This window comes from Phyllobacterium sp., assembly GCF_037994425.1.
GTDB lineage: Bacteria > Pseudomonadota > Alphaproteobacteria > Rhizobiales > Rhizobiaceae > Phyllobacterium.
On the sequence record NZ_JBBNAM010000113.1, the window covers coordinates 23,790 to 35,059 of the forward strand.

General features: G+C 56.0%; 12 protein-coding genes and 2 pseudogenes. 4 read left to right on the top strand and 10 right to left on the bottom strand.

The annotated features are described in order from the left end of the window. Positions 1–576 (top strand): cupin domain-containing protein, encoded by a 576-nt coding sequence (locus AAAB35_RS08275; protein ID WP_340667742.1) that lies wholly within the window; start codon positions 1–3, stop codon positions 574–576. Between the two features lie 81 nt (positions 577–657). On the opposite strand, the pseudogene AAAB35_RS08280 reads toward AAAB35_RS08275, so the two are convergent. Beyond that, positions 658–1,301, bottom strand: a pseudogene (locus tag AAAB35_RS08280) (DUF6088 family protein). Positions 1,302–1,621: 320 nt separating this feature from the next. On the opposite strand from AAAB35_RS08280, the gene AAAB35_RS08285 reads away from it, so the two are divergent. Beyond that, positions 1,622–1,777 carry an entericidin gene (locus AAAB35_RS08285; RefSeq protein ID WP_340667743.1) on the top strand — a complete coding sequence of 52 codons (156 nt, stop codon included), beginning with the start codon at positions 1,622–1,624 and terminating at the stop codon, positions 1,775–1,777. Between the two features lie 1,362 nt (positions 1,778–3,139). Here AAAB35_RS08285 and AAAB35_RS08290 read toward each other — a convergent pair. Then, positions 3,140–3,475 (bottom strand): hypothetical protein, encoded by a 336-nt coding sequence (locus AAAB35_RS08290; protein ID WP_340667744.1) that lies wholly within the window; start codon positions 3,473–3,475, stop codon positions 3,140–3,142. A 242-nt stretch (positions 3,476–3,717) separates the two neighbouring features. Between AAAB35_RS08290 and AAAB35_RS08295 the strand changes: the two are divergent. Both AAAB35_RS08295 and AAAB35_RS08300 read left to right on the top strand, forming a co-directional pair. After that, positions 3,718–3,852: pseudogene (locus AAAB35_RS08295) on the top strand (IS5/IS1182 family transposase); the annotation flags it as partial. 755 nt (positions 3,853–4,607) lie between these two features. Continuing rightward, complete coding sequence (locus tag AAAB35_RS08300) at positions 4,608–5,024, top strand: GTP pyrophosphokinase (RefSeq protein ID WP_340667745.1); 417 nt, start codon at positions 4,608–4,610, stop codon at positions 5,022–5,024. 270 nt (positions 5,025–5,294) lie between these two features. Here the strand turns inward: AAAB35_RS08300 and AAAB35_RS08305 are convergent, their stop codons facing one another. From AAAB35_RS08305 to AAAB35_RS08340, 8 genes are all read right to left on the bottom strand, one after another. Then, positions 5,295–5,516 carry a Fic family protein gene (locus AAAB35_RS08305; RefSeq protein WP_340667753.1) on the bottom strand — a complete coding sequence of 74 codons (222 nt, stop codon included), beginning with the start codon at positions 5,514–5,516 and terminating at the stop codon, positions 5,295–5,297. A gap of 175 nt (positions 5,517–5,691) precedes the next feature. Beyond that, complete coding sequence (locus AAAB35_RS08310) at positions 5,692–6,522, bottom strand: shikimate dehydrogenase (RefSeq protein ID WP_340667746.1); 831 nt, start codon at positions 6,520–6,522, stop codon at positions 5,692–5,694. After that, the gene (locus tag AAAB35_RS08315; protein WP_340667747.1) at positions 6,519–7,583 is read right to left on the bottom strand and encodes a Gfo/Idh/MocA family oxidoreductase; all 1,065 of its coding nucleotides are present in this window, start codon (positions 7,581–7,583) and stop codon (positions 6,519–6,521) included. The genes AAAB35_RS08310 and AAAB35_RS08315 overlap by 4 nt, the downstream gene beginning before the upstream one ends. A 25-nt stretch (positions 7,584–7,608) precedes the next feature. Next, positions 7,609–8,373, bottom strand: a complete 765-nt coding sequence (locus AAAB35_RS08320) for an amino acid ABC transporter ATP-binding protein (protein WP_340667748.1) — start codon at positions 8,371–8,373, stop codon at positions 7,609–7,611. Between the two features lie 35 nt (positions 8,374–8,408). Continuing rightward, a complete protein-coding gene (locus tag AAAB35_RS08325) occupies positions 8,409–9,050 on the bottom strand; it encodes an amino acid ABC transporter permease (protein ID WP_340667749.1) in 642 nt (213 codons plus the stop codon). 9 nt (positions 9,051–9,059) lie between these two features. Beyond that, positions 9,060–9,728, bottom strand: a complete 669-nt coding sequence (locus tag AAAB35_RS08330) for an amino acid ABC transporter permease (RefSeq protein WP_340667750.1) — start codon at positions 9,726–9,728, stop codon at positions 9,060–9,062. 26 nt (positions 9,729–9,754) lie between these two features. After that, positions 9,755–10,198 (bottom strand): type II 3-dehydroquinate dehydratase, encoded by a 444-nt coding sequence (locus tag AAAB35_RS08335; RefSeq protein WP_340667751.1) that lies wholly within the window; start codon positions 10,196–10,198, stop codon positions 9,755–9,757. 108 nt (positions 10,199–10,306) lie between these two features. Continuing rightward, positions 10,307–11,137, bottom strand: coding sequence for a transporter substrate-binding domain-containing protein (locus tag AAAB35_RS08340; protein ID WP_340667752.1), 831 nt, complete (start codon positions 11,135–11,137; stop codon positions 10,307–10,309). Positions 11,138–11,270 lie beyond the last annotated feature (133 nt).

Genomic DNA, 11,270 nt, shown 5'->3' on the forward strand with positions numbered 1-11,270 from the left:
TTGAATGAAAGGAAAAACAGCATGAGAGCACTATCTATCGCCATTCTTGCAACGACAATTCTGGTTTCGCATCAGGGCGGTTCGATCGCCGATTCAGGCCAGGGAACTGTGGCAGCCGATACCGGCAGCGAATATGGACACAATTGCGACGGCAAAGACGGAGCGGTCGGGCCCAACGGCAAATACGGAACAAACCGCCGCGATGGTGGCAATTGTACGCGTTCCGATCGGGGGCCAGTCACAGTGACGCCGGTTTTAAAGACAACGCGAACCGTTTCCGGGCAGCCGATTGAATTACCCAAAACTCCGGAACTTAACGTCGCCATCTATAAAATCGAGCCTGGGGCGGAGCTGAAGGTGCATGAGCATCCTTTTCCACGCTATGCTTATGTCATCTCCGGAGACATCGAGGTTACAAACCTAGATACTGGAAAGACTCGCAACTTCAAGGAAGGCGATTTTATCGTTGAGGCCGTCAAACAAAGGCACAAAGGCAAGAATGCTGGCGAGAAGCCCACGATACTGCTGGTCATGGACCAGGCACCAGCAGGTGAGAAAAATGTTATCTCCAAGTAGGCATCAAACAGTACACCACTGAGACGCTTGAAAGCATGTCTGCGAAAGTGCGCGAACCTGACCCCCTGCCGTTACGATACTTCATGATCGTCGGCGGGAGCTGCCATATCCATCGATCGCTGCATTGGCGGTTGAGACAAGCGTCGATCGCATCCAAGCGGGAGCTTGGACCACTGTGGATGCGAGCCTCTTCTTGTCGCTGGCCGACAAACGACGCGCCGCGATCTGCGCAACGTCGCCGGCACGTACTGCTCCCACGTGACGAAGGGCCTGAACGACGGTTCCGGCCGCGCTGTCCGGAGCGATCAGATGCTTGGGCGATGCGTGACGCAGATCGACCACGCGCTTGCCCAACACGACTCGGCGGGACGCGCCGCTGGTCAGATAGGTGCTCTTTGCCGGAACCTGATTGGAGAGACCGAGCGCATTCGCCGCGCGCGCACCTGCAATCTGTACCTGGGATTCGGTCTCCCGCGCCAATGCTTTCGCGACATCGTCAGGCGCCGGCGAAAGCGGACTAAGTTGCGGATGAGCCTTCGGGAAGTCGTACGGGCCTCGCGCCAAGCGCCGAAGGTTCCCACCTTTGACCAGTCGGGAGCGTCCCTGGTCAATTGCATCGCGTCCGGCGACGTCCGGAAAATCACTCGGCGTGAGACCCCACCCCGCCCTCGGGCACGGCCGCGCTTTATGATCTGATGTGGAACGGACGCAGCGGCAATGCGCATATGTAAAAAAATAATGTATCTTTTTCTGACTATCAAATCATCATATTGGGCACACGTACTTATGGCGAGGCTCCACCGTCTCAAGGAGAATCTCGGTGCCGCGGCGGTCGGCTATCCGACAAGGAGAACAACAAAATTTCGACGCCGTGTAAAAAATCGAGATCGTCGGCGACCGACCTCCCGACGCCGCCATGAAGATGACGGGCCGCTGAACTGGGGAAATTAGGATCACCGTCCCCTTCCCTCAACCCCCGCGTGGAACCGAACGAAGCCCGCGGCGTTCTCCATCTATCACCAGGTTTGAATTCAGGAGACACCCCATGAGACGCCCACACATCGTTCCAATCGCCGCTGTGCTCGCCCTACTGACGCTTACCGCTTGTGCGAACACAATTAGAGGCATGGGCGCAGACACCGCCAATACAGTCAACGCAACACAAGCAGCGGGCCACCGCGTGGCTAAATCGACTTACTGATATTGATATATAATATGCCGACAAAAATGGCAGCGCGGTCGTGGCCACTCCAAGAAGCGATCATCTTCGTCCATGCTATCAATTCATACCTCGGCGGGCCAAGCACCGCGAGTTAGCTCCGAGAGTGTCGAGCTAGCATCGGGCGGTACTGCCAAGGGGTCTTACTTGGCGGTTGAATAAACGTTATGGACCTTGCCGGTTCCGGCATCCGTGAACGTCAGTTTGCTCCCGTTGACTGTGACCTTGCTGCATTCGGGAGATGCCATTCCTTTCACCGACCAACACAGCTGATCTCCCTTCAGCCGCCACTTCGCTGCCATATTGCCGACGCCCTGAATCGCCATTGTCGCTGCCGTTTGGCTGCCTGATATCGGTGAAAGGTTTGCCCTTGGCTGTCATGCTAACCAGGACTTGCCGATGACCTGCTGCTTGATGTCCGTTGCTGTCAAAGGTCCGTCGGCTCCCACGGCCGGCGATACGACCACTGAAAATACAACAGCAGGATATGACAACCGCATTTCATTCCCTCCCAACCTACACAGGGGTTGAGTATGCGTCGGCTTTTAGAGTTGGAAAAAGCTAGCACTTAGAGGGATATTGGGCGTGGTCTGAATGTCCATTGATTTTGGGGCGCTGGGAGAAGGTTGAGCATGCCCACTGTCCCGGCGAGACTTCCGCGCCAAGCCCCCACGTCTGAGTTGGACTGGCCATTCTGGAGGTCGTGGTTGCTTGATGAAGCCCAGCCATCATCCTTGGGGACCAATGAGCCGAGCCTCACTGCCGGGGGTCATCCACCTGCTTGATCTTACCAAAGGTGAAGACAGGTAACATTGCCCGAAATATCATTAAAACCAGACCATTGACTGACGACGAAGAACAGCGCCGCAAGAACATAAGGGCCCAAATCATGCACGCGGGGTACCAAGGTCGTGCGCGGTGTTAGCCCGCTCGACCCTGGAAGATTCACTGAGCTGCTAAAGCGTCTCGAAGAAAGCGAAGAGCCGAGCGCTTAAGGCAAACTCAACTCGTCTGCCTAAGGCCCAAGCCTCGGTGTCTTACCATAAAACTCGACGCGGATGATTTGACCATTCGACAATTCGAACACCCCGTTTTGACCACCTTGCACGGTAAACTCCAATTGTACATCCCGCCAACGGCCCATGTATGCGCCACACCCGCTGCAGAAGACGGGTCCATCACCCGCGTCTACTCTTGGAATGCTCAGGTAAATCGTCTGGCATTCTTCGCATTGTAGTTTCCCGTCTAGTTTCTGGCTCATCATAGACCCCTCACTGGGTGGCCGATTACTCCGCTAAACCAGCTATTTTCAGAAGTAGATTGCGTACAGGATAAGGCCGGATGTTAGTGATACCCGTCAAGGCTCGCGCCACAGCCGGACAACCGGTATTGCCTTCCCCCTTCGTTTGAAGGGACGAGCGTCAGCAATTTGTTGAGACTGTACGATTGATAGGCTTGGGCACGTTCCGTTTGGGCGGCGACAGCCGCGATGATCGCAATGTCGCGATGGCCCAAATTGAACAAGCGCAAGACCTGCTTGGCCAAGCGGTCGGAGTAGCGGTGACCGGTGGGGGATCGACCCAAATTCTTCGAGGCGGCGTCATGCGCAGCTTGCAGCAAAATCCAATCATCCGCGAGTAAAAGTGGCGGGCTTGCTTTGGGATTTCGGGTGAGCAACATGTCTGTCTCCTCGCGGTTAATAGGCGGGAGCAGATACTCTCAAGCGTCAGTAGCCGTTTCATGCCTGACGACATCCTACTAACGCGCTCAAATCACCGTTAAGTCAATCAATTACGCATCATACCTAGGATGAGACCTCGACGGCGGTGCAAAGCTGCGATACCGGCCCACTCAGCCAAAGGGACCGCCACATCATGGCGATCGCGGAACGGAGTCGGCTGAACTGGCACGCGGCCACCAGCTACGGCAAACCCGCCCTGATCGAAACGACTATCGGACGCTACAAGACGCTGATCGGACCGCGTCTGCGTGCACGGTGTTTAGCGGCTCAGCGGACCGAGGTTGCCACCGGCCGCGCCGTTCTCAATCGCGCACTGACAAGCGGACCCGGAGTCCGGCCGACGCCAAAGCACGCAACCATAGCAGACAGCATCAAAGACCCGATAGCGTCGAACTTCCTCTCGGTGCACCAATGCCGCGGATGGGGATGGCGCGCCACCCTGCTCTACGATGCTGTTGTGGTACTCTCTTCGGCGGCGAGCACAACAGATATGCTGATGCGCCCGACCGCTCGTGATTTCGTCGCCGATGCGTTCGCGCATTGCAAGTTTATTGGCTACACCGAAGCAACTTTGGGGGCCGTTCAAGAAGGCAGGAATAGCTGATACCTCGATAGAGGTGTGATCCCCATCAACAGCCCGAAAGATGTTACAGCCTTTATTGCTGAATTCGAAAACTTCGGCTTTGGTCTCGCGAGGCCAGCGTCAAGATGAGACGACGCTACTCGCACTGCCAGGCAGTGATCACAGCGGCTATATTTCAAGACGAAGGTGGCATGCCATTGCCAAGGTTCTCTTACGACCGTCACATCGCTGGGAGTTGGGCGGGTTCGTAGACGACCGAGCAGAATGGATCTTTCGTTTACTCGAAGGTCACCTTTCGAGGATTCAAGTTCCATAGCCATGGGATTGGGGCACACTCGGGGAACGGTATCTTCGTAAGCTCACTCATCGTCCGAAGCCTCCCCCAATGATGCGCCTCAATCTGCCAAAAGAAAAATGGCTTACCAAGGGAACGCCTTAACTCTCATAGGGTTTTAAGCTCGTCAAATCAAATTCCAGGAGTCCTTTCGATGTCGACTTTGGAGAATGCCATTTCAATTGCTGCCAGCGCACATGCTGGTGATTTCGCAATAGATGACGAGCCGTACATCCTGCATCCGCTGCGGGTGATGCTTGCCTTGCATCAGCCAGACGAAATGATCGTCGGTGTTTTGCACGACGTAGTCGAGAAGACTGGATGGACGCTCGACAACCTGCGTTCCGAGGGCTTCCCTACTCACATCCTTGAAGCCATCAATTCTGTAAGCCGCCGGCAAGGTGAAGAGTATTTCGACTTTGTGCAGCGAACCAGGGGAAACGACCTTGGACGACGCGTCAAGATAGCGGATCTCACGGACAACATGAGGAAGGTCAAACAACAGCCGGACAATCCGACAGCACGGGCGAAGCTAGTCAAGTATGAAGAAGCTCTAATCCGCCTCTCATGAAAGCAATCCTTGCTCCGTTAACGCGGTCAACCGCGCAGGAATTGACCGCCCTGGCTCCGATGAGGCCGATTGGATGGTAATAATGGGCCGTCTTTGCAAGTGCCCATGGATGCGCAACATCGAGGTCGACGCCCGACCGTCGGAGGCGATCTTCAACCGATCTGCGTTAAAGAGGCTAAGGTCTCTGGCGATATTCGCCGCCTGCCCGTTTCTGCCACGTCTTGCAAGAAAAACCCCGTCCATGTCTCCCAACCCAAGATCCGTTGGTCCTCACTTCCTGGAGTAGTCGCTAATAGGGCGGCGCAAATAGAGGACAGGTTCTTTCAGAACGCCGGAACTGCACAAGAGCAATGTAATTAAGAGCCGGCTGACCCGACCATTGCCGTGAAGAAACAGATGGATCGTTTCAAACTGTACATGTGCGAGGCCGGCTTTGATCTGGTGCGGGTATGCCGGACTTGCCAGATGAAGAAAACGCTCCAGGTTGTCCAGGCAACTACATCAGATGATCTGGCGGCGGCGGCACCAAAAGCGCGTGCGTTGCCGAGCCGCGATTCTACCTCCTCGACCATGCGCAAAAGCGGCTTCTTTGATCACTGGCCGGGTCGGCCATCGACAAGCCCGGCAAACAACATAACTGAATGACGGAACGCTCATGGTCACCCGCTCAACTTAGCTTTGCAATTGCATGCAATTCATCCACCGTCGTTGTTGGAAAATCAAAGAACTCGAGATAAGCGGGAATCTGTTCGAACAGCATATCGATGCCGACTTGAAAGGCACAGCCTTTAGCCCGAACGGCTTCGAGGAATGGCGTGATTTTTTCCGTCATCACCACTTCGCCGACGAATGTGGACGGGGCAATACGACTGACGTCGATCGGCAATGGATCCCCCCGTCGCATTCCAAGCGGCGTAGCATTAACGACAATGTCAAATCCCCCGGGATCGGCGGAGCCGGTGGAGACGTCAAGGCGAGGATAATATTCGTTGAGGCGTTCCCGCAGCGCAGTCGCTGCTGTCTCATTGGCATCGAAGATCCCAAGGTTGTCCACGCCAGCCTGGCTCAATGAAGCCGCGATTGCCGAGCCTACGCCGCCGGCTCCAACAACGAGCGCCCGCGCTCCTGCAACCCTTCTTCCCTTGCGTAGAACGCCGCGTACAAACCCCTCGCCATCGAACATGTCACCGATCAGCTTGCCATCAGCGCCGAGGCGCACTGCATTGCACGACCCCGCAACCTTGGCACTGGTCGACGCTTCGTCCAGCAGAGCCATCGTCGCAATCTTGTGCGGCATAGTGATAAGGGCGCCGTGAACATTGGAAAGCCGGAAGAGTAGCCTCAGGAACATCGCGAAGTCTTCCGGCTTGCAACCCATGGGAACGACAACCGCATCGATGCCTTTTTTCTCGAAATAAGGGTTGTAGATCAGCGGCGCCTTGAATGACTCGGTGGGGTAGCCGAGGTGAGCAATGAGTTTGGTCGTTCCAGTGATCATTTTGCCAAGCTTTCTTCAACACCAATACTTGATGGATGGATCACTTGCGCCGTCTGTGCAGATGCCTTGATCGCTTCGCTGACCCTGAGAGTGGCGAGCCCTTCGCGCCCGCTGACCAGCGGTGTGGCGTTGCCCCGAATAACGTCGCAAAGATGCTTGAGTTGGACGCAGAGCGGATCAGCTGGCTCAAAGGGGATGCGTTCATGGACAAGTGGTTGCAGCCAGTCGGGTTTCGACGGATATGTCCAAAGGGTCAGTTGTGGAATGTCGAGGGACCCTTGCGTGGCCCCGATCTGGTAGCAGAATTGGTCCTCACGCGGGAACGCAGGGTTCTCACCTGTCGTCATTTCCCAACTCCAGGGAGCCGCCACGGCATCGCTGACGTTGAACGTGGCAAGTACCCCGCTTGCAAACCGCAATGAGACGACGGCCGTATCCTCGACGGGATATTGGCGGACCGCGCGCGATTCCATCGTATGCACGGCTTCGACTTCTCCGAGAAGATACCGAAAGACATCAACATCATGGATCAGATTGATGAAAATCGGTCCAGCACCAACTTCCCGCCGCCACGGCGTGTCGAAATAGTCATCCGGCTTGGCGACCCAGAACGTACCATGCGCGCTGACGATTTGGCCAAGCCTGCCGCTATCGAGGACCTTCTTGGCTGCTTGGATCATTGGATTGTATCGTCGATGATGGCCGACCAGGAGCGGTATGCCAGCCTCTTCATAGGCGGCGACGAGGACTTCTGCCGCGCGGACATCGTCGGCAATCGGCTTCTCGATCAGAGCTGGAATGCCGGCAGCGGCGACCTCAATGCCGTTTTCAACGTGAAGCTGATTTGGCGTCGCAATGATGACGCCGTCCGGCCTGTCCCCGACGCGGATGTCTGAAAAGCTTTGGTACCACGGGATACCTGCATTCTCGGCGAAACTTCGGCCGGCGGACGATGGGTCAATCACGGCCGACAAGATGCAACCGGGCTCCGACATGATGCGCTCAGCGTGACGTCTGCCAATCAAGCCGGCTCCCATGACTGCAATCATTAGCCGTTTCATATCCCTCGCTCCCGGAATTGACCGTTCACTTCCTGAGAATTTCGCCGAGGAACTTCCTGGTTCGCTCATGCTGCGGATTCGTAAAAAACTCGGCAGGCGCCGCTTCCTCCACGATCGCACCATTCGCCATGAAGATGACGCGGTCCGCCACCTGACGGGCAAACCCCATCTCGTGCGTAACACAAATCATCGTCATGCCCTCTTCGGCTAGCCCGATCATGGTATCGAGAACTTCCTTGACCATTTCCGGATCAAGCGCTGAGGTTGGCTCATCGAACAGCATCACCTTCGGGCGCATACAGAGCGCGCGGGCAATGGCAACGCGCTGCTGCTGACCACCCGAAAGTTGCCCCGGATACTTGTCAGCATGCTCCCGGATCTTGACCCGCTCGAGAAGCCCGAGCGCCCGCTCTTCGGCTTCGTCCTTACGGATCTTCAGCGAGCGCAGGGGAGCAAGCATGCAGTTCTGCAACACAGTGAGGTGCGGGAACAGATTGAACTGCTGGAAGACCATACCGACCTCACGCCGGACAGCGTCAATCGCCTTGGCCTGGTTACCGAGAAGGATGCCGCCGACACGGATTTCACCCTTGTTATAGGTTTCCAAATGATTGATGCAGCGAATGAGTGTGGATTTGCCACTGCCCGAAGGCCCACACAAGACGATCCTCTCGCCTTTGCGGACCGACACGTTGACATCACGTAAGGCCTGAAAAGTACCGTACCATTTGTCCACGTGCTCCATGGTGATCATGGTGTCTGCGGCTGTGGCGGGGCGAGTGCTGGTCATCGCAGGGCTCCACATATCATGGAAAGTCGGCGCAATCAGCGCGCCGACACGGCAAATCTTCGTTCAAGGCGCGCACCGAGGACGGTCAAAGGCAGACACATTAGGAAGTACAGCGCTCCGACAATCCCGAAGACGGTCAATGGCTGGAAAATCTGATTGGAAATGATGTTCCCGGCCCGCGTCAGCTCAGTGAAGCCGACGATCGACGCGAGCGAGGTTCCCTTGATCAACTGGACGAGAAAACCCACCGTTGCCGGAAGCGAAATGCGCAATGCCTGCGGGAGGATAACGTCCTTCATCCGCGAGACGTATCTGAGGCTGAGCGCCTTGGCAGCCTCGCTCTGGCCCCGCGGAACGGCTTCGATCGACCCACGCCAGATTTCGCCGAGATATGCGCTCGCATGGAGGGTCAAGCCGATGGCGACAGCAATCCACGCATCGAGCCTCAAACCGACCAGCGCCAGCCCGTAGTAAACGACGAAGAGCTGCATCAGGAGCGGCGTTCCCTGAAAGATGGCTATATAGGCGGCCATGATGCGTTCGAGCGGAAAAACACCCGACGTGCGTGCGAGCGCGACGCAGAGCCCGGCTACACAGCCGCACACGAAACCAACTGCCGACAGGACCACAGTCCATTTAAGGCCGATAAGGAGGAAGACGAATTCTTCGGGACCCATGATGCGCTCCTACTTGACCGGATATCTGAAGTAGCGGGCCGAGAAGAGCGCAAACAGACGCATCATCAGCCAGGAGATCACGAGGTAGAAGACCGTGACCGTGAAATAGACTTCGAAGCTTCTGAAGCTCTCCGATTCGATGCGCTGCGAAACCGAGGTCAGTTCATAGGCCGAGATCGCCGAAGCAATGCTTGTCGACAGGGTCAAGAGAACGAACTGGCTTGTCAGCGAAGGATAAATCGCCCGCAGCGCCGGCTTAAGAATGATCAGCCTGAAGACCTGGGCCTTGTGCAGACCGAGGGCAAGACCAGCTTCCATCTGGCCTTTTGGGATGGATTGGACGCCGCCGCGAATGATCTCGATTGCATAGGCGCCGCCATTGATACCGAGCGCGATGATCGCTGTCGGCGTTGGGTCGAGCCTGACGCCGATGAGAGGCAGTGCGAAATAGATGAAGAATATCTGGACAAGGAAGGGCGTATTGCGGATCAATTCGACGAAACCGATAATCAACCATCGAGCCGGCTTGAAACGCGAGTCACGCAAGGCAACACCGCCAATTCCAATAATGATGGCGAGCAGCATTCCGCAAATGGCAAGCAGGAACGTACCTAGACATCCAAGCAGGAGGCTCGGCAGGGCATCGATCACCGGTGTAAAGTCCAACTGGTAATTCATGCTATCGTCCGTCGCTTTTCCTACGATCAGCCCCGCTTGACCATTCCGGCCATGGCCTGGACGGCCAGTTCGTAGCCATCGGCGCCAAAGCCTATCATGATGGCGGTGGCAATGCGTGAAATCAGCGAATTGTGGTAGATGCTCTCGCGCGCATGTACATTGGAAATATGCAGCTCGATCTTGGGCGGATCGAACATTTTCAACGCATCGAGTAGGGCGATCGACGTGAAGGTATAGCCTGCCGGATTGATGATGATGCCGCACGCGTCGGTGCGTGCCTGGTGCACACTTTCCACCAGTTCGCCCTCGAAATTCGTCTGCCGAAATTCGATCTCGAATCCCAATGACTTTGCCTTGGCCACGCATCGCTGGTGAATATCTGCAAGCGTCGTGGTGCCGTAGATCAAAGGCTCGCGCTGACCAAGAAGATTGAGGTTCGGCCCGTTGAGCACAAAGATTGTTTTGTTCATGAACACGCTCCCGGACGAGGCTCGACGCCGGTCTCTCTACATTGCATTGGACGTGGATAGGCATCGTCGGCAACGCCCATCCATTATCGCTTCCAGCGGACCTAGGCGTCAGTTCGCCACGAACGAAATGCCTTCAAGGCTTTCGGGGAACTGTGGAACCGGAACCTTCATCCACTTGTCGTAGAGCTTCTTAAGCTCCCCGTTCGCCTTGATATTGTCGATGAAGGTGTTGATTGCAGCGTTTATTTCTTTTTCGCCGAGGCGGGTGCAGGCGCCATTGTAGAGCTTCTGGAATTCAAGCTTGTTCTCGAACTCGCCTGGACGAGCCTTCTCCACCCGGTCCATGTAGAAAATATTGCCGCCAAGAGTTTCGACCTGGCCGGAGACCAATGCCTGAATGCTTGCGGCATCGCCATCATAGCGCCGGATCGTAGTATTCGGCGGCGCATTCTTGGTGACCTGCGTATCCTGAGCAGCTCCCTTGGCCACGCCAACGCTGAATTTTTCCATGTCGGCATTCGTCTTGATCTCTGCCGATTTTGGCCCAATCAGGACAATCGCATTGGCAACATACGGCTTGCTAAATTGCACAGCCTTTGCCCGATCCGGCAACATGGCCATCGTTGCAAATAAAACGTCGACGCGTCCTGCTGTCAGCGCGGGGATCCGGTTGTTGACCTCAAGCGGGACGAATTCGACGGATACGCCGAGCTCTTTGGCAAATAGAGTAGCGATGTCGGCATCGAGTCCGTCTTGTTTGCCGCCGCTGGTGACAAAGCCCCAAGGGGGATTATCTCCCTGAATTCCGACGATCACCTTGCCACGAGCCTTGATTTCGTCTGGCGTGATGGCGCTCGCCGGTTTTGCAAGGGCAACGGCAGCCAGCAAGGCCGCAGCTCCCAGCATCGCGTGTCGACGCGTCAGCATGGATTTGAACATGTAACTCCTCCTCCTTTGGCGGTCGTTGGACCGAACAGCCAACCCTCTCCTTTGACTGTAAGGAATGATTGCCAGAGAGTTGCCTTCAAATCAACCGAGTTTTTTTGGATCCTATGATACTTTGCAATATACC

What these genes read in the sequence shown, in the direction of transcription:
- AAAB35_RS08285 (WP_340667743.1), top strand. Translation starts at nt 1,622, where the DNA reads ATGAGACGCCCACACATCGTTCCAATCGCCGCTGTGCTCGCCCTACTG.
- AAAB35_RS08290 (WP_340667744.1), bottom strand. Translation starts at nt 3,475, where the DNA reads ATGTTGCTCACCCGAAATCCCAAAGCAAGCCCGCCACTTTTACTCGCG.
- AAAB35_RS08300 (WP_340667745.1), top strand. Translation starts at nt 4,608, where the DNA reads ATGTCGACTTTGGAGAATGCCATTTCAATTGCTGCCAGCGCACATGCT.
- AAAB35_RS08310 (WP_340667746.1), bottom strand. Translation starts at nt 6,522, where the DNA reads ATGATCACTGGAACGACCAAACTCATTGCTCACCTCGGCTACCCCACC.
- AAAB35_RS08315 (WP_340667747.1), bottom strand. Translation starts at nt 7,583, where the DNA reads ATGAAACGGCTAATGATTGCAGTCATGGGAGCCGGCTTGATTGGCAGA.
- AAAB35_RS08320 (WP_340667748.1), bottom strand. Translation starts at nt 8,373, where the DNA reads ATGACCAGCACTCGCCCCGCCACAGCCGCAGACACCATGATCACCATG.
- AAAB35_RS08325 (WP_340667749.1), bottom strand. Translation starts at nt 9,050, where the DNA reads ATGGGTCCCGAAGAATTCGTCTTCCTCCTTATCGGCCTTAAATGGACT.
- AAAB35_RS08330 (WP_340667750.1), bottom strand. Translation starts at nt 9,728, where the DNA reads ATGAATTACCAGTTGGACTTTACACCGGTGATCGATGCCCTGCCGAGC.
- AAAB35_RS08335 (WP_340667751.1), bottom strand. Translation starts at nt 10,198, where the DNA reads ATGAACAAAACAATCTTTGTGCTCAACGGGCCGAACCTCAATCTTCTT.
- AAAB35_RS08340 (WP_340667752.1), bottom strand. Translation starts at nt 11,137, where the DNA reads ATGTTCAAATCCATGCTGACGCGTCGACACGCGATGCTGGGAGCTGCG.